The organism is Rhodococcus sp. IEGM 1302 (genome assembly GCF_030056935.1).
Taxonomy (GTDB): Bacteria; Actinomycetota; Actinomycetes; order Mycobacteriales; family Mycobacteriaceae; genus Rhodococcus_F; species Rhodococcus_F qingshengii.
This window is the reverse complement of sequence record NZ_JASHKY010000007.1, coordinates 1-17,121: the sequence shown is the minus strand read 5'-3', so window position 1 is coordinate 17,121 and position 17,121 is coordinate 1. Positions and strand designations below refer to the sequence as shown.

At 62.7% G+C, this 17,121-nt stretch carries 18 protein-coding genes; 10 read left to right on the top strand and 8 right to left on the bottom strand.

Features of this window, described 5'->3' with window-relative positions; genetic code table 11:
* Positions 1-78 precede the first annotated feature (78 nt).
* Entirely contained in the window at positions 79-450 is a 372-nt protein-coding gene (locus QM609_RS13405; RefSeq protein ID WP_030536435.1) for a cupin domain-containing protein, read from the top strand.
* Here QM609_RS13405 and QM609_RS13400 read toward each other — a convergent pair whose 3' ends face one another.
* The 4 genes from QM609_RS13400 to QM609_RS13385 form a co-directional block, all read right to left on the bottom strand.
* Entirely contained in the window at positions 451-1,179 is a 729-nt protein-coding gene (locus tag QM609_RS13400; RefSeq protein WP_050656334.1) for an HD domain-containing protein, read from the bottom strand.
* A 209-nt stretch (positions 1,180-1,388) separates the two neighbouring features.
* On the bottom strand, positions 1,389-1,988 hold the full coding sequence (locus tag QM609_RS13395) for a CHAP domain-containing protein (protein WP_030536433.1): 600 nt from the start codon (positions 1,986-1,988) through the stop codon (positions 1,389-1,391).
* A gap of 14 nt (positions 1,989-2,002) precedes the next feature.
* A complete protein-coding gene (locus QM609_RS13390) occupies positions 2,003-3,574 on the bottom strand; it encodes an MDR family MFS transporter (protein WP_003944867.1) in 1,572 nt (523 codons plus the stop codon).
* 41 nt (positions 3,575-3,615) lie between these two features.
* Complete coding sequence (locus QM609_RS13385) at positions 3,616-4,248, bottom strand: TetR/AcrR family transcriptional regulator (protein WP_003944787.1); 633 nt, start codon at positions 4,246-4,248, stop codon at positions 3,616-3,618.
* A gap of 113 nt (positions 4,249-4,361) precedes the next feature.
* Here QM609_RS13385 and QM609_RS13380 point away from each other — a divergent pair, with 113 nt between their 5' ends.
* The 4 genes from QM609_RS13380 to QM609_RS13365 all read left to right on the top strand — a co-directional run bounded on the left by QM609_RS13380 (position 4,362) and on the right by QM609_RS13365 (position 7,742).
* Positions 4,362-4,706: a zinc ribbon domain-containing protein YjdM gene (locus QM609_RS13380; protein ID WP_003944988.1), complete on the top strand. Its 345-nt coding sequence runs from the start codon at positions 4,362-4,364 to the stop codon at positions 4,704-4,706.
* Between the two features lie 101 nt (positions 4,707-4,807).
* Positions 4,808-5,839, top strand: coding sequence for an ABC transporter substrate-binding protein (locus QM609_RS13375; RefSeq protein WP_228232705.1), 1,032 nt, complete (start codon positions 4,808-4,810; stop codon positions 5,837-5,839).
* Between the two features lie 51 nt (positions 5,840-5,890).
* Positions 5,891-6,310, top strand: a complete 420-nt coding sequence (locus QM609_RS13370; RefSeq protein WP_007728052.1) for a DUF1622 domain-containing protein — start codon at positions 5,891-5,893, stop codon at positions 6,308-6,310.
* A gap of 31 nt (positions 6,311-6,341) precedes the next feature.
* Positions 6,342-7,742, top strand: a complete 1,401-nt coding sequence (locus QM609_RS13365; RefSeq protein WP_007728051.1) for a DUF2252 domain-containing protein — start codon at positions 6,342-6,344, stop codon at positions 7,740-7,742.
* A gap of 4 nt (positions 7,743-7,746) precedes the next feature.
* Here QM609_RS13365 and QM609_RS13360 read toward each other — a convergent pair whose 3' ends face one another.
* The 3 genes from QM609_RS13360 to ypfJ all read right to left on the bottom strand — a co-directional run bounded on the left by QM609_RS13360 (position 7,747) and on the right by ypfJ (position 10,093).
* The gene (locus QM609_RS13360) at positions 7,747-8,463 is read right to left on the bottom strand and encodes an SRPBCC family protein (RefSeq protein WP_042448753.1); all 717 of its coding nucleotides are present in this window, start codon (positions 8,461-8,463) and stop codon (positions 7,747-7,749) included.
* Positions 8,464-8,465: 2 nt separating this feature from the next.
* Entirely contained in the window at positions 8,466-9,095 is a 630-nt protein-coding gene (locus QM609_RS13355) for an ArsR/SmtB family transcription factor (protein WP_007728048.1), read from the bottom strand.
* A 74-nt stretch (positions 9,096-9,169) separates the two neighbouring features.
* The gene (gene ypfJ / locus QM609_RS13350; RefSeq protein WP_042448761.1) at positions 9,170-10,093 is read right to left on the bottom strand and encodes a KPN_02809 family neutral zinc metallopeptidase; all 924 of its coding nucleotides are present in this window, start codon (positions 10,091-10,093) and stop codon (positions 9,170-9,172) included.
* A gap of 163 nt (positions 10,094-10,256) precedes the next feature.
* Between ypfJ and aspS the strand changes: the two genes are divergently transcribed.
* The 3 genes from aspS (at position 10,257) to QM609_RS13335 (ending at position 14,422) form a co-directional block, all read left to right on the top strand.
* Positions 10,257-12,065, top strand: a complete 1,809-nt coding sequence (gene aspS, locus QM609_RS13345) for an aspartate--tRNA ligase (RefSeq protein ID WP_050656336.1) — start codon at positions 10,257-10,259, stop codon at positions 12,063-12,065.
* An 18-nt stretch (positions 12,066-12,083) separates the two neighbouring features.
* Complete coding sequence (locus tag QM609_RS13340; RefSeq protein ID WP_007728045.1) at positions 12,084-13,049, top strand: DUF389 domain-containing protein; 966 nt, start codon at positions 12,084-12,086, stop codon at positions 13,047-13,049.
* A 191-nt stretch (positions 13,050-13,240) separates the two neighbouring features.
* Positions 13,241-14,422, top strand: a complete 1,182-nt coding sequence (locus tag QM609_RS13335) for a protein kinase family protein (protein WP_042448767.1) — start codon at positions 13,241-13,243, stop codon at positions 14,420-14,422.
* A 71-nt stretch (positions 14,423-14,493) separates the two neighbouring features.
* Here the strand turns inward: QM609_RS13335 and QM609_RS13330 are convergent, their stop codons facing one another.
* The gene (locus tag QM609_RS13330) at positions 14,494-14,874 is read right to left on the bottom strand and encodes a nuclear transport factor 2 family protein (protein WP_003944973.1); all 381 of its coding nucleotides are present in this window, start codon (positions 14,872-14,874) and stop codon (positions 14,494-14,496) included.
* 123 nt (positions 14,875-14,997) lie between these two features.
* Here QM609_RS13330 and QM609_RS13325 point away from each other — a divergent pair, with 123 nt between their 5' ends.
* Positions 14,998-16,410 (top strand): replication-associated recombination protein A, encoded by a 1,413-nt coding sequence (locus QM609_RS13325; RefSeq protein WP_003944982.1) that lies wholly within the window; start codon positions 14,998-15,000, stop codon positions 16,408-16,410.
* 77 nt (positions 16,411-16,487) lie between these two features.
* Positions 16,488-17,121 (top strand): alanine--tRNA ligase-related protein (locus QM609_RS13320; protein WP_283337294.1); only part of this gene is annotated, 634 nt, incomplete at its 3' end.

Sequence of the window (17,121 nt, the reverse complement as noted above, 5' to 3'; positions counted from 1 at the left end):
ACAAGACGCAGCTGCCTCGGGTGACGAAGAGTGGCGGGGTCGTCATCGCAGTGGTGGCGCGCCCGAGGGAGGAACAACATGAACAGTTCGGCAACAGCGGTATCGCTCCGCGAGAAGTTCGGTCAGTTCACCGAGCACTGGTCGCCCAAGAAGATTGCGGCCCTCAATGATTACGAGATCAAGATCGTCAAGATCAAAGGTGAATTCGTCTGGCACTCCCACACCGACACCGACGAAATGTTTCTGGTGACAAAGGGGCAGATCCGAATCCAACTGCGCGACGGAGATGTTTCGCTGGGGCCCGGTGAATTGTTCGTTGTGCCTCGCGGAGTCGAGCATTGTCCCATCGCCGAAGAGGAAGCGGAGGTGATGTTGATCGAACCCGTGGGCGTGGTGAATACCGGGAACGTCGGAGGATCACGAACCGCGGTGCTCGAGGACTGGACGTAGCTAGCGGCTCTTCCAATCCAGGGGATTGGTTCGGAGCGGCAGTGCCATGCCCGATCTCCAGAGCGTCGCCGCGCGAGAGTGCGGACGGAGCTGGACCTCGCGCCTCATCGACTGCGTGAACTCGTCGGTGAACCCTGTTCGCGGGTACTCCGCGATTGCTGCATCAACAGTTGCTCGCGGAATTTCGGGCGCACGCCGACCGGCAACGTCGAAATGCGCTGCGGCATGCAGTAGATAGGCGTCAGCGCCCGCGCCGCGGTCGACGGTCAGATCCATGTGCAGACGGATCGCTTCGCCGATTCGCTGTACCGACCTCTCCGAAGTTCCCACTCGGGTCGCGAGTTCTTCTGCGTCTGCGGCACTGATGTAGGTGAAACACCCGTGCTCGGCCGATCCTTCTGCGCCCAGTCCGACATCGTGAAGGGCGCACGCAGTGAAGAGATCTTCGGGGTCGTACTCGATCGCATCGATCTGCGCGAAGGCGTCGGCCCAGATCCAGCAGCGCAGGCTGTGGTTCAAGACCGCGGGGGAGAGGGTTCCTCTGGCGTGATCGAGCGCTTCGCTGCACAGCTTGGTGTCGGGGAGTGGGCGTTTGCGCAGCTCGGGTGTGCGAGTGGGGTAGCGGCCGAGCCGGAGTCGGAGCATCGACGGAGCACTCATGGCCTGCGCAGCAGCCGCGCGGGCCATGAGTTGTATCTGCTCGAGAGTGGTGAGCTCACCAGGGCGCATCGAATTCCTGTTCTGGGTGGGGGACAGCTGGATACGAATCTAGTTGGCAGGGAAACTTCTTCACAGATGTCCAATATCTGTCAATGACGGAAACACGGAATTATCCGAATATTGGTTGAAAGCAAGTGCCATCCAACGGCAACCCCCAATCTGTAGCCTCACCTCTGCACATCGCAAGAACCATCAAGCAACGACGGTGGGGCTCGGGCTCAGATGACGCCGAACCCGACGATCCCCGGGACTTCCGACGGGACGATGCGATGGAGCATGACCTTGTTGTTCTCGTTGCCGCCGACGGTCGTCAGAGTGCCGGCGTCGTTGACCAGAACGACGTTGACGTGTTGGCCGAAGGGGCTCGAGTCGCCGTACAGGATCGTGTCGCCGACCTTGGGTTGGTAGTCCTGACCGTAGGGGACAAACGCGTCGACGGACTCGTAATACTCCTGCAGCGTGTACACCCCGGGGATGCGCCACGACCCTGAGTTGGGGTTCGAGAACGGCGTGCCGATCTGGTTCATCGACCAGCTCACGAAATCGGCACACCACGATTCTTCGACACCCTCGGCGTATTTGGTGCCGGGACTCCCTGACTCCCACTCCTGCTCGAGGACGCCCAGTAGCGCACTCTGCTGAGCGCTGAGAATGCTGTGGTCGACGGCCGGGAACGAATCGAGATTCTCGCCGGCAAGAGCGTCGTCGCCGCGCGCGAACCACCACAGTGCGCCGGCGACAACTACGACCACCACAACGCCGAATACGCCCAGAACAGCGAGAGTGCGTCTGGGCGTATTCGGTGCGTGCGACATCACGCCACGATAGTCAATTACTCGAGCGGGGGCGCCGAGCGATCGATCGTCGTCGCGAGGGGCTTCTCCTTGACGAAGAGCAACAGGACAACCGCCGCGATGACCAAGGGGACGAGGTACAGGAAGATCGGCGCCAGCGCGTCGTTGTATGCACCGACGATGATCTCGCGAACCTGGCTCGGCAACTTCCAGAGGATTCCCGGGGTCAAGGAGTTCTCGTCACCACCGACCGCGCCGCCATTCGCCGGGAGTCGCTCGGCCAGGAGATTGGTCAGACGCGAGGCGAACAGGCTGCCCACGATCGCGCTGCCCAACGACGCACCGATCTGGCGGAAGAAGTTGTTCGACGCGGTGGCCGTTCCCACTTCGGCCGCGGGGAAGGTGTTCTGCACGATCAAGATCAAGATCTGCATGACGAGGCCGAGTCCGATACCCATGAGTGCGATGTAGCAACCGAAGACCAGCAGTGAGGTCGACGGCGTCAGACGTGAGAGCAGGACCAGAGCAACAGCGACGATGGATGTTCCGACGATGGGGAAGATCTTGTAGCGGCCGGTCTTGCTGACCAGCTGGCCGGACCCGATGGAGGCGACGAGCAGGCCCGCCATCATGGGAATCATCATCAATCCAGCTTCGGTGGCGTTCTTGCCGGTCACCATTTGGATGTAGGTCGGCAGGTAGGCGAGCGCACCGAACATGGCGATTCCGATGATCAGGCCGGCGACGGTGGTCAACACGAAGTTGCGCTGAGCGAACAGGTGCATCGGAATCACCGGTTCGTCGGCACGCTTTTCGACGAAGACAAAAGCCACTGCCGTCACGACGCAGCCGACGATCAATCCGATGATGACGGCCGATCCCCAGGCGTAGGTGTTTCCGCCCCAGGTCGTGAACAGGATCAGACACGTCGCTGCCGTCGCGACGAGAACCATGCCCAGATAGTCGATGCGAGGCTTGCCGAGGTTCGGCTTCCGCAGGTGCAGAAATGCCATCGCGCTCGCGATGGCGAGTAGGCCTAGGGGGATGTTGATCCAGAAGGCCCAACGCCAACCGATGCCCTCGGTGAACCAGCCGCCGAGTAGGGGACCGGCAACCGAAGCCAGTGCGAACACCCCGCCCATCGCACCCATGTACCGGCCGCGTTGCCTGGCGGGGACGACGTCGGCGATGATCGCCTGGGACAGCAGGATCAATCCGCCGCCGCCGAGTCCCTGCACGGCTCGACCAGCGATGAGTGTGGTCATGTCGTGGGACAGACCGCCGATCACCGAACCGACGATGAAAATGCTGATGGCGCCGATGAAGAGGCCCTTGCGGCCGATCAGGTCACCGAGTTTTCCGTACACCGGCATCATGACGGTCGAGGCGAGGATGTATGCCGTCGTCACCCAGACCATGTGGTTGACGCCGTTCAATTCGCCCACGATGGTGGGCAAAGCGGTACTGAAGATCATCTGGTCGAGCGAAGCCAGAAGCATCGTGATCATCAGCCCGACAAAAACGAGGATGATCGACCGTTTGTCCGGCGAGGCCTCGGTGTCGGTATGCGTGCCGTCGGGCTCGACGGTCGCAGCTTCTCGAGTGGACATGTAGTTCCTTAGTTGAGTGACGGCGGGTGCGAGAGTGTGGATCAGCTCTCGGACCTCAGTATTCGAGCCATCAGGAGTAGTGCCGGATCGAGCAAATCTGTTCTGGGGCTTGCCCGTTCACTGTTCTGCCATTTTCGGAAGACGTAACGCATCGCGGCGCCTGCGGTGATGACCGTTGCTGTGGCTTCGTCGGCAGCGGCTGTGTCCGAGTGCAGGCGGCGATACTCGGTTCTGTTCGACAACTCCCGCGTGAGGATCCGGGTGAGCGTGTCTTCAAGATCGTGGAAGGTGGCCAGATGTTGTTGCAACAGCGTGGGATGACGCTCGAACAATTCGCGTCGATGCGCGAGCAGATCGGGTCGCTCGTCGACGATTTGCATCGCCGCCTCGAATACCGCGAGAGCGCCGCGCAGCGGATCGTCCGGGTGCTCGCCGATGAGCGTGAGCATGGTCGTCTCACTTGGCACGACGAGCATGAGCCCGCCGATCGCTGCGTCCTTGGTGGGGAAGTAGTTGAAGAACGTGCGGGTCGACAGATTGCAGGCTTCGCAGATTTTCTCGACGGTCACTTCGTCATAGCCCAGGTCGAGAACGAGTTCGACGGCGGTGTGCTCGATCAGCTGCCTCGTCGCAATTCGTTTTCGTTCGCGCAATCCGAGAGTTTCGGTTCCCATTTCATCCATAATTGCACAGAGTGCAAAGTTTCATCGAATGCAATATTTCGCCCAAGGGTGCCTCATGAAATGCAAAAATGGGGATCGGGTGCCTGGTGGATAGGATGAACCGCGTGGAAGACACCTTGCCCCCTTGCCCTGAATGCGCCGGCGAATACACCTACGAGATGGGCGCGTTGATGGTCTGCCCGTCCTGCGCGCACGAGTGGGCGCCGACCGATAGTGCCGGCGAGGACCTGGGTGTGGTGAAAGATGCCGTAGGCAACATTCTTGCGGACGGCGACACGGTGACGGTCGTCAAGACGCTCAAGGTGAAGGGCAGTCCGACCGGCATCAAGTCAGGTACGAAAGTTCGCAACATCCGCCTTGTTCAGGGTGTTGGTGACCACGACATCGACTGCAAGGTCGACGGCATCGGACCGATGCAATTGAAGTCGAGCGTCGTCAAGAAGGTGTGACCGGACAGCGATAGTTGTCGGCTCGAAATCCTGTTCAGTTTCGACGGTTCGATAGCCACAATCGAGGTGATTCTCGACCGCTCGAACGAATGGACCGAACTGTGCCGAACTCGATCTGCCTGGCGCCCGCACTCGATAACACCGCACTCGATACAGACGAGCAGTGGAAACGCATCGTCGATGCGCTGACGCGCAGGGGTTTCCTCGGCGCCGGGCTCGGTGCCGCGGCCGCGACCTTGCTGGCAGCGTGCAGCAGCGACGAAAACGGCTCGTCGCCAAGTGGTCTCGTCACAGTGCAGGATGAGACGGGCAGTGTCGAGATTCCGTCGGACCCGCAGCGAATGGTCATCGCCCATGTCAGCGCCATGGCGACGGTGCTCGACCTCGGTGTGCCGCCGGAGAAGATCGTCGGCGGCTTCTTCGGTCTCGAGGGTGTGAGCGGTGACGCGGTGTTGCGTACGATGCCGGAGGCTGCGAACATCCCGAACCTCGGTACGGCGGGGACGTGGAACAAGGAAGCGATCATCGGCGCGTCGCCGGATCTGATCGTTATGCTCCTGACCGCCGGAAATGCTTATGCGGCAAAGTCCTACGACGAACTCTCCGCGACCGGTGTTCCAGTATTCGCCGGCTTCAACGGGTACCTCACGTGGGCCGAGATGAAGAAGTTGGTCACCTCGATGGGCGTCGCGGTCCGACGCGAAGACGCTGCTGCGGAATTGAACGCGAGAACGGAAGAGCGCCTCCTCACAATCAAGGATCGACTCTCCGCCCTCGGTTCGTTGCCGTCGGTGACCCTCCTCCGCACCGGCGAGAACGGTGTCGTCTACAACCAGGTCGACGCTCTTCTCGACGCCCTCGGTTTCCCCGGCGAACGAGCTACATCGGAGGAGTTCACGCGCACACTCACAGCGGAGCAACTCGATCAGGTGACCAGCGACGTGATCATCGTGGGCGCATTCCAGGACCAGCAGGACGTCCGTGCGCAGTTGGCGATGAACCCGCTCTGGGAGCGTCTTCCCGCTGTCCGCTCGGGGAACGTCCATTACGTCGACGACAGCCTGTGGGGCTCGGGCTATTCTCCTCGCGCCACCGAGCTGCGACTCGACGACATCGAGCGGATCTTCAGCTGACGCCGTCGTGTCACCTCGACTTATCGGTGCATTACCTCGAGAATCATGACCATGGACAAAATCAGGTTCTTCGAGCTGGTCACCGAATGGTTCGAGGTACTCGGTGTTGTCGCCATGGTTCTCGGGTTCGTGTTCGCATTCGTGATCGCGGGGCGCGCATGGAGTCGAACGCGGGACGGTAGTTCGGCGTTTCGTACTCTGCGCGAGACCATGGGCGCGGTCATCCTTCTCGGCCTCGAGATCCTTGTCGCCGCTGATCTGGTGAAGACGGTGACGTCGTCGCCGTCGCTGACAGACGCCGCAGTTCTGGGCATGATCGTTCTTATTCGGACCGTGCTGAGCCTGTCGATTCAGATCGAGATCGACGGGGTACTTCCGTGGCGCAAGGCGTTGGTGTCAAGTCCGGAACTCCTGGTACGCGCAGCGCGCGGATCAGGAGGCCGCACGACGCCCGACGCGTCGAGTTCGTAGCGATAGCCGTTGCGAGTGAAAGGTCGGGCAGATGACAGCAGTGCGTACCGAGCATCTCACGGTCGACGAAAGGCGGGCGCGCGGCCGTCAGGCGCGTAGAGATACGCCATTGGCCGCGCTCGCGGATCTGGCAGAGAGTGACCGTGATCCGATATCACTGCTCGAATTGCAGGCGAAGTCGCGGGTACAGGACCTGGTGCCCATCCGATACGGGCGGATGTCGGCATCGCGGTTCTCGTTCTTCCGCGGCGCTGCTCTGGTGATGGCCGACGATTTGTCACGCAGTCCGGATTCGGGTCTTGCCAGCCAACTCTGCGGCGACGCGCACCTGAGCAACTTCGGTATCTATGCGACGCCCGAGCGAAAACTCGCGTTCGACATCAACGACTTCGACGAAACGTACCCGGGACCGTTCGAATGGGACGTGAAACGACTGGCCGCAAGTTTGGTGATCGCCGCAAAGGACAACGGATTTTCGGGCAAGGAGCGGAAGAAGATCGTTCGCGGATGCGCGGCCGAGTATCGGGAAACCATGATCACCCAGGCAGGATTGGGAAATCTTGCAGTCTGGTACTCGCACATCGCACCCGAGGACGGGCTCGAGGCTCTCCAGATCGATCTGAAGAAGCGCATGCTTGCTCGCACACAAGCGACGCTGGACAAGGCTCGTCGCCGCGACAGTGTGCAGGCGGCAGGCAAGTTCACCGAAATCGTCGACGGCCGGCGGCAATTCATCAGTGATCCGCCGCTGATCGTGCCCGCAAACGAGTTGTTCGCAGGGACCGATCTCACGCAGATCGAGGAGTTGCTACGTCAGCGCGTTCGGTCGTATCGGAGCACGCTGCAGTGGGACCGTCGGGTGTTGCTCGAAAGCTTCGAGATGACGCACATTGCGCGGAAGGTTGTCGGTGTCGGGAGCGTCGGAACACGCGCATGGATGATCCTCATGAAAGGCGTCGACGACGACGATCCGTTGATCCTGCAGGTCAAGGAAGCGCAACCCTCGGTATTGTCCGGCTACGTCGATGGTCCGACCTTCAAGAACGAAGGGGAACGCGTCGTCAACGGGCAACGCTTGATGCAAGCGACAAGCGACATCTTTCTCGGCTGGGAACGAGGGCCGGGGCTCGACGAGGGTGAGCACGATTTCTACATTCGTCAACTGCGTGACGGTAAAGGGTCGGCAGTCATCGAAGAGATGGTGCCGCAGGGGCTGGAACTCTACGGGCGCCTGTGCGCCAGGGTCCTTGCCTACGCACACGCTCGCTCGTCCGATCGGATAGCGATCGCCGAATATCTCGGCGACGGAACCGAATTCGATTTCGCGATCGGGGAGTTCGCGGCTGCCTACGCCAAGCGCAATGCACGCGATCATGCCGCTCTGCTGACCGCGATCGACGACGGTCGCGTGTCAGCAGAGCGGGGAGTGTGACGACTCAGGCGAACACGCCGTCGAGCCAGCCCTGCCACGCTGCCGTTGCTGATCCACCGTCAGCGCCCTCTGCGAAGAGGTGATGGGCCGCGTCGACGTTGCCGCCGAAAGCATTTCGGCCGTAGAACCGCAGCAATGCGTCCTCGGTGCGCAAGCCGATGAACCAGTCGTTGATGTAGTCGACAATCGCGTCGACGGTTCCGATTCCGGGGACTTCCACCGACGCGGAGTCACCGACAGCGGCGCCCGAGGTGATTCCGAGGGCGCTGCGAAGCGTTCCCATCGCTTGCGGCGCGGACGAGGATTCCGGGCCTTCGGCCGAGACATAGGTGACGGGTTTTCCGGCGAAGTACCGCACGTATTGGCCGAGACTGTGCAGGTAGAAGTCCGTGTGCTTGCTCGCGCCGTCGTACTGGTTGTCCCAGTCATCGGCAAACACTCCGGCGTGGACGTAGCGGACAACGGCGGTGCTCTCGTCGCGGGCCTCGACGACGTATTCGAGGTTGTTGAACCAGCCGTCGGGGCCTTGCATGTGGATGGCGAGTTCGCGGGGTGGCTCCCACGTGGCGATGATCGGGCTGTCCGGGCGGCTGCCGTCGGCGGGGATCTCGAGAGGGGAGGGGAACATCCAGCCGGCCGTTTCGGCCGAGATGGCGGCCCAGATCTGCTCGGGGGTTCCTGGGACGACCACCTCGCGGCGGATTTCGAATTTCTCGGACATTGCTACTTCTCCGTTTCGGGCGCGTCGATCGCTTGGGTTGTGATGGTTTGGGGTGTGGTGAGGCTGGGATGCAGGGCGACAACGAGGCGGTGTTTGCGTCCGCCTTCGGAATTGCCGTCGTGATACTTGGCGACGAGTGAGTTGATCGACTCGCCGAGTTCGCCGGCGAAGGCGGCACGGTCGGCCGCCGTGGCAAAGGTGATGTCGCTGTCGATGGCAAAGGACGCCAACGGTTTTCCGGCTGCAGTTGCTCCGGCGATCAGTTCGCCGACCTCTCGGACGATCCGCGCTGCGAGACTGACGAGCCAGCGCGCCGAGAGTTGATCGGGGAACCGGCCCGGGTCCGGGGCGAGCGCCGACATGGCGGCAGGGGATATGACGTACGACGCGGCACTGGCCTGCATGATTCGCTCGGTCATGTTGCCTCGCTTGCGTTCCTCGACGAGCTCGACAAGTCCGTGGTCTTCGAGAGTGCGCAGGTGATAGTTCACCTTCTGGCGTGTCAGCCCGATCCGGGGCGCCAGCGAGGATGCCGATCCCGGCACCGCCAATTCGGCCAGAATCCGTTGCCGAATCGGATCGAGCGACGCCTCGGCAGCTCCGGGGCGATCGATGACTGCTACGTCCAACATGAGAAAACCATCCCACCGACAACTGAATCTGTCAAGACAGAAAAAATTGTCGGTGGGATGGTTTCGGAGGTTCGCTATCGCTTGAGGTCGGGCGGGTTGTTCAGATCCCGCGCCGAGTACGTGTCACACGACGAAATCTGGCCGGTCTGGTATCCGGTCTTGAACCACGCCTGCCGCTGTGCGGAGGAGCCGTGTGTCCAGCCTTCGGGGTTGACCCGACCGGTCGTGGACTTCTGGATGCGGTCGTCGCCCACCGATGACGCCGCCGAGAGGGCGTCTCGAATATCGCTCTCGGACAAGGGCTTCAGGAATGGTTGACCGGTCGCTTCGTCGGGAATCGTGTCCGCAAAATGTGCCCAGACGCCGGCGTAGCAATCGGCCTGGAGTTCGGTGCGAACCGCACCCGACTGCTCACCCTGCGGGTCGGCCTGCGCGCGGCCGATGTCGCCGAGCTGATTCTGGATGTGATGTCCGAACTCGTGCGCGACCACGTACTCCTGTGCGAGCGGTCCGGCGCTGGAACCGAAACGGTCGACGAGTAGTTGGAAGAAACTCGTGTCGAAGTACGCCGTTTGGTCCGCCGGGCAGTAGAACGGACCGACGTCACTCGACGCCTGGCCGCAACCGGTGTTGACCGAACCGCTGAACAAGACAACTTCGGGACGCACGTACGCCGTGCCGGTCTGCTTGACCAACTGCTGTTCCCAAACGTCGTCGAGGCTTCCGACGGTCAGCGTTACTCGGCAGTTCACATCGGCGTTGGCCTGAGCGCCGGTGCACTCGTCGACCGACGACAGTCCGGTCGACGAACTCGAAGTCTCGGTGGACGTGCCCAGTAATGAGCCGGGGTCACCGCCGAACAACAGCGCCAGGATCAGAACGATGATGCCGCCCGCGCCACCGCCGATCGCGATTTTGCCGCCGCGGCCACCGCCACCCCCGCCGCCTTGAACCTGAACGCGTCCCGCTTCGCCGCGGGCCCCCTCGTTGAAGGTCATCTATGTCCGCTTTCTGCTGTCGTGAACAAGTGCTTGCCGTCACTTCTGGAGATAGCTTCGCATGCGATGCGGGTCCGCGTTTCCGCTCTGTGCAGTTCGCTCCGTAGGATCGCAGGCAAAGTAGTCGGTCGTCGGTTATTGGAAGTAGTTCGAAAGGAATCCCGTGCTGCGCACACATCTCGCCGGTTCATTGCGACCCGAGCAGGCAGAGCAGACCGTAACGCTCACCGGTTGGGTAGCCAGGCGTCGTGATCACGGCGGAGTGATCTTCATCGATCTCCGTGATGCATCCGGAGTTGCGCAGGTAGTTTTCCGGGCAGGTGACGTGGCCGAGCAGGCGCACCGTCTGCGCGCGGAATACTGCGTTCGCGTGACCGGAACGGTCGAGGTTCGCCCCGAGGGCAACCAGAACTTCGAGATCCCCACCGGAGCGATCGAGGTCAACGCCACAGAACTCGAGGTTCTCAACGAAAGCGCACCGCTGCCGTTCCAGCTCGACGATCAGGTCGGCGAAGAAGCGCGCCTCAAGTACCGCTACCTCGACCTGCGTCGTGAAGGCCCCGGCTCCGCAATTCGCTTGCGCTCCAAGGTAAGTGCTGCAGCGCGCGGCGTTCTCGCGCATCACGAGTTCGTCGAGGTCGAGACTCCGACGCTCACGCGCTCGACGCCCGAGGGTGCCCGTGACTTCCTGGTGCCGTCGCGCCTTCAGCCCGGTAGCTTCTACGCACTGCCGCAGAGCCCGCAGCTGTTCAAGCAGCTCCTCATGGTCGGCGGCATCGAGCGCTACTACCAGATCGCACGTTGCTACCGCGACGAGGATTTCCGCGCCGATCGCCAGCCCGAGTTCACTCAGCTCGACATCGAGATGGCTTTCGTCAACCAGGACGACATCATCCTGCTCGCCGAGGAAATCCTCACGGCGCTCTGGAAGCTCGTCGGCCACGAGATCAAGACGCCGATCGACCGCATGACCTACACCGAGGCAATGCGTCGTTACGGCAGCGACAAGCCGGACCTGCGTTTCGACATCGAACTCGTCGAGTGCATGGACTTCTTCAAGGACACGACGTTCCGCGTGTTCCAGGCGGAGTACGTCGGCGCCGTTGTGATGCCCGGCGGTGCAAGCCAGCCGCGCAAGCAACTCGACGCCTGGCAGGAATGGGCCAAGCAGCGTGGGGCCAAGGGTCTGGCGTACGTGTTGGTCGGTGAAGACGGCACTCTCGGTGGACCTGTTGCCAAGAACCTGACCGACGCCGAGCGTGAGGGCCTGGCCGCCCACGTCGGAGCTCAGCCGGGAGACTGCGTCTTCTTCGCAGCTGGTGCAACGAAGCCGATGCGCGCCCTCCTCGGCGCTGCCCGTGGTGAGATCGCCCGCAAGAAGGACCTCATCGATCCTGACGCGTGGGCCTTCGTGTGGATCGTCGACGCTCCGATGTTCGAGCCGACCGCCGACGCCACTGCATCCGGTGACGTCGCTCTCGGCCACTCCGCGTGGACCGCCGTGCACCACGCGTTCACGTCGCCGAAGCCGGAGTTCTTCGACACGTTCGACACCGATCCGGATTCCGCTCTCGCCTACGCGTACGACATCGTCTGCAACGGCAACGAGATCGGCGGCGGCAGTATTCGTATCCACCGCAAGGACATTCAGGAACGAGTGTTCAAGGTGATGGGTATCTCCGAGGACGAGGCGCAGGAGCAGTTCGGCTTCCTCCTCGACGCCTTCGCCTTCGGTGCGCCGCCGCACGGCGGAATCGCATTCGGCTGGGACCGCATCACCGCGCTCCTCGCCGGCATGGATTCCATCCGTGAGGTCATCGCGTTCCCGAAGTCCGGCGGCGGCGTCGACCCGCTGACGGATGCTCCGGCACCGATCTCGGCTCAGCAGCGCAAGGAATCGGGCATCGACGCGAAGCCCGAGAAAAAGTCAGAGGACAAGAAGTCCGAAGGCGACACCGGCGAAGCCAAGTAGAGCCGACACCGGATCGCCATGCTGCATTTGCGGGTGATCTGCCCGACCGAGCGCACCGAGCAAGTTCTCGGTGCGCTCGCGTCGCAGCGGGGCGCGACACACATCGTCGTGATGCGCGACGTCGCGGTTCATCCTGCCGGCGACATGGTGGAGGCCGACGTCGCCCGTGAGGCGGCAAACGACGTCGTCGATGCCCTGAACGAACTCGGCGTCGCCGAGGACGGCGGAATGACGCTCGTACCGGTCGAGACGGTGTTGTCGGCGGCGGCGCGCAAAGCCGAGCGTGACGTGCCTGGTGATCCCGCGGATTCCGTCGTGTGGGAGGAATTGCTGTCCCGCACTCGCGAAGAGTCGACTCTCAACGGATTGTTCGTCGCGTTCCTGACCATTGCGTGTCTGCTGGCCGCGATCGGCGTCGTGACCGACTCTCAGATCACGATCGTCGGCGCCATGGTCGTCGGTCCGGAGTTCGGTCCGCTGGCTGCTTTGGCAGTCGCACTCGTACGGCGGGATCGACGGTTGCGTCGGCGTTCGATTCTCGCGCTTGCCGTCGGATTCCCCATCGCGATGGGCGTGACGCTTGCCGCAACGTTCGTGGTGAAGTTCTTCGGATGGATGGACGTCGTCAGTCTCGAGTCACTCCACGAGGTCGATTTCGTATACAAGGTCGGGCCCATTTCGTTTGTCGTCGCGCTTCTTGCCGGTGCGGCTGGGATGCTGGCACTCGTCTCGTCGAAGTCCGCTGCCTTGGTCGGGGTGTTCATCTCTGTCACCACGGTTCCTGCCGCCGGTTTCGCGGTGGTTGCGGCAGCAAACGGAGAATGGCGGATCGCCGGGTTGTCGTCTCTGCAACTGGCTGTCAACCTGCTCGGGATCGTCACTGCCTGCGTGCTTGTTCTCTGGCTCAGAACCCGGGCCGACGAGGAATTCGAAGCAGCGTTGAAAGGCATTTCTCGATTTGTCGACGAGGACAAGACTCCATGACGTCGCCGGTTCGGAGTTCTGCTCACCGACAGCAAAATTCTCGAGAGAACTGTGTGCCGGTGTGGCGATTGGGGACTTTTGTCATCGCCGCAGGTAGTCGGCAATTTCTGTTGCTGTGAGGCCTTGAATTCTCCGCTGCGAGCGGACGAGCTGGGCATGATCGGAGTCACTAACGGGTAAGTTGGTCGGTGATGACCGCATTACTGGCAGACCCCGTTTCCGAAGTCGTCGCAGCTGCTGAGCAGTTGCTGACACGCCGCACAGGGGCACCCGTAACCCTGGTGGATCCCGTAGATCTCGGGGGGAGTGGCCGCACCGTCGTGCTGCGCGTTCGTGTCGCCGAGAACCCGTTCTCCCTGCCCCGAACTTTGGTGATCAAGCAGGTCCGCGACAACTTCCAGGGAGCTACCAAAACAGCGATTGCGCTCCCGGCCGCGTCCGAAGGTGACTTCGACGTCGAGACCGCATTCCTTCGTGAAGCGGTGTCGTATCAGTTCGCCAACGCGCTTGCCAAGGACGCACGCCCCGGCGCCGAACTGTTGGCGTCCGACCTCGATGCTCGCCTCCTGATCCTGAGTGATCTCGGCGACGCCACCGCAATCAGCGTCCGACTCGAAGACTCCGACCCGGACACCGTCACTTACACGTTGATGGCCATGGCTCAGGCAATGGGACGCATGCACGCCGCGACCGTCGGCCGGGAGGACGACTTCACCGCACTGCTGCGTCGAGCCGAGGTTGCCCATTGCTCCGATGAAGTTGCGGATCAGGTGGGACGCGCAGTGGCCGGTGTTCCCGCGATGTTGGTGGAAAGTCTCGGGATCGATGTGAGTTCGGACATTCTCGAGCAGGTTCAGCACGCGCAGACACTGTTCAGTGGCGGTCGGTTCCGTGCCTTCAGTCCGTCGGACTTGTGCCCCGACAACATCATCGTCAACGACGACGGCGTGCAGTTCCTCGACTACGAGTGGGGTGGCTACCGCGATGCCCTCCTCGACATCACCTACGCGTTGGTGTCTTTTCCCGGCTGCCTGTGCAACATCGACCTGACCGAAGAGCGGGCGTCGGCGATGGTCGATGCCTGGCGGGCCGAGGTAGTGGGGATGTGGCCCGCCCTGGCCGACGAGGCCGAATTGGGGCGCAGGATCGTCGAGGCCCAACTCATCTGGGTCTGGCTCAGTACCTATCTGTACCTGCCCGAGGATCATTCGCGTATCGCCGCCGTCCGCGAACATTATCTCTCGATTCCACGCGCCGACGCACTGGTCGGACGCTGGGCCAGGCTCGCACGCTCGGCTCAGCTCGCCGGCAACGACGCCGTCGAGGCACACGCCCGCGACGTCGTGGCGGCGCTGCGGACCGAGTTCAGCTGAGGCCCTGACCTATCACACACAGAAGGGCGCCCGTGCACGAAGCACGAGCGCCCTTTCTCGGTCGAGTCCGCTCAGTTGTCGGAGACCAGATCGTTCTCGGACAGGTCCGTCGCCGCGAGCGCCGTCGCCAGATCGGGATGCCGGAACGTCGACGTCACCTGGTCGGCCACGACTCGGAAAGCAGAGGCCAGGGTCGCGGACTTGTCCGGTTCGGCCGCCCATGTTGCGGTCTGTTCGACGACGACCACGCCGTGGTGGACGTACATCTTTCCGGGGACGAGCGTGATGCCGGCGTTGGTGGCCCACTCGCGCAGGGCAGCGAGTCCCTGGCTCGCGCCCTTGGGGCCGCCTACCTCGATGTCGTCACTCGACAACTGCAGCAGAGTGTCGACGTCTTGGGAGTTGAGTGCATCGTGCCACGCGAGGACGGTGGCGATCTCGGAGGTGCTCATGGCGACAACGCTATCCAATGCGGATTCACGACTGGGTGAGGGCTGGCGGAACAGCGGATTGTGTCGGGCGTCGGTGGTCTCTAGTAGCGTCGATTCGTGAGCGATTGGCAAGCGGAAGACAGTGTGGGGGCGAAAGACGGCGTGGTGGCGGAAGACGGCCTGTTCGAGGCAACTCCGGAGGAATCCGCGATCGTCGACGAACCAGATGTCGTGTCTGTAGCCGAGCGCGCCCTGTCCTCGGTGCCGCCCGGTGCTCCTCTGGCTGTCCGCATGCGTCCGCTCACTCTTGGTGAAGTTGTCGGTCAACAGCACTTACTCGGGCCCGGCGCGCCACTCCGCAGAATGGTCGAGGGGTCCGGCGCCGCATCGGTACTTCTGTACGGACCTCCCGGCACCGGCAAGACCACGCTCGCATCGTTGATCTCGGGTGCTACCGGCCGCCGGTTCGAGGCTCTGTCGGCTCTGTCCGCCGGAGTCAAAGAAGTCCGCGGTGTCATCGAACTCGCGCGCCGCCGCCTGCTGAACGGCGAACAAACCGTCTTGTTCATCGACGAAGTTCATCGCTTCTCCAAGACCCAGCAGGACGCCTTGCTCGCCGCGGTCGAGAACCGCATCGTGCTCTTGGTCGGCGCGACCACCGAGAACCCGTCGTTCTCGGTCGTCTCCGCTCTGTTGTCGCGCTCGTTGGTCCTGCAACTGCAATCGCTCACCGCTGCGGATGTCCAGGAACTGCTCGAGCGCGCTGTCGCCGACGAACGCGGGTTCGGCGGAGCGATCACGATCGACGACGACGCGATGGAACACCTCGTTCGTCTGGCGGCCGGCGACGCCCGCCGAGCCCTGACGGCACTCGAGGCTGCCGCCGGGGCTGCACTGGACACCGCAGGTGACGCTTCGGGCCCGGTGGTGCTCGACCTCGCGACCGTCGAGGCCAGTGTCGACAAGGCCGCGGTTCGGTACGACCGTGCCGGAGATCAGCACTACGACGTCATCAGTGCATTCATCAAGAGCATTCGTGGATCAGACGTCGACGCCGCCCTGCACTACCTCGCACGGATGCTGACCGCGGGCGAAGACCCTCGCTTCATCGCACGGCGTCTGGTGGTTCACGCCAGCGAAGACATCGGCATGGCTGATCCGATGGCGCTGCAGACTGCCACCGCCGCGGCGCAGGCAGTGCAGCTGATCGGTATGCCGGAGGCTCGTCTGGCGCTGGCACAGGCCACCATTCATCTGGCGACGGCTCCCAAATCGGGTGCGGTCATCGCCGCACTCGGCGCGGCCATGGCCGACGTGGCCGCCGGAAAATCCGGACTGGTACCGCCGCACCTGCGTGACGGGCACTACAAGGGCGCCGAGCAATTGGGCAACGCAGTCGGATACAAGTACCCGCACGACACACGTGATGGTGTTCTGCGGCAACAGTATCCACCGGACGATCTGGTGGGTGTCGACTATTACCAGCCCACCGCGCACGGCAACGAGCGGGAGATCGCCGATCGGGTGAGCAAACTTCGCCGAATAGTTCGTGGCTGACGCCTGCCAGGTTCCACCGGCCGACGCGTTAGTCTGGACACCCATAGCTCGACGCTCTTGAAGGTAAGGACCGGTTAGTGCAAACCCACGAGATCCGCAGGCGATTCCTCGACCACTTCGTCAAGGCCGGCCACACCGAGGTGCCCAGCGCCTCGCTGATTCTCGACGACCCGAACCTTCTGTTCGTCAACGCGGGCATGGTTCCGTTCGTGCCGTTCTTCCTCGGGCAGCAGACGCCGTCCTACTCACGGGCGACGTCCGTGCAGAAGTGCGTCCGCACCCTGGACATCGAAGAGGTCGGCATCACCACCCGCCACAACACCTTCTTCCAGATGGCGGGCAACTTCTCCTTCGGTGACTACTTCAAGAAGGAAGCCATCTCCCACGCCTGGCAGTTGCTGACAGGTTCGGTCGAGGACGGCGGATACGGCATCGATCCCACGCGCCTGTGGGCCACCGTCTACCTCGACGACGACGAAGCGTTCTCGATCTGGCGCGACGAGGTAGGAGTGCCCGAAGAGCGCATCCAGCGCCGCGGCATGAAGGACAACTACTGGTCCATGGGCATTCCCGGGCCGTGCGGCCCCTGCTCGGAGATCTTCTACGACCGCGGCGCCGAATACGGCGTCGAGGGTGGCCCCGAAGCCGACGAGGATCGCTACATCGAGATCTGGAACCTCGTGTTCATGCAGAACGAGCGCGGCGAGGGCA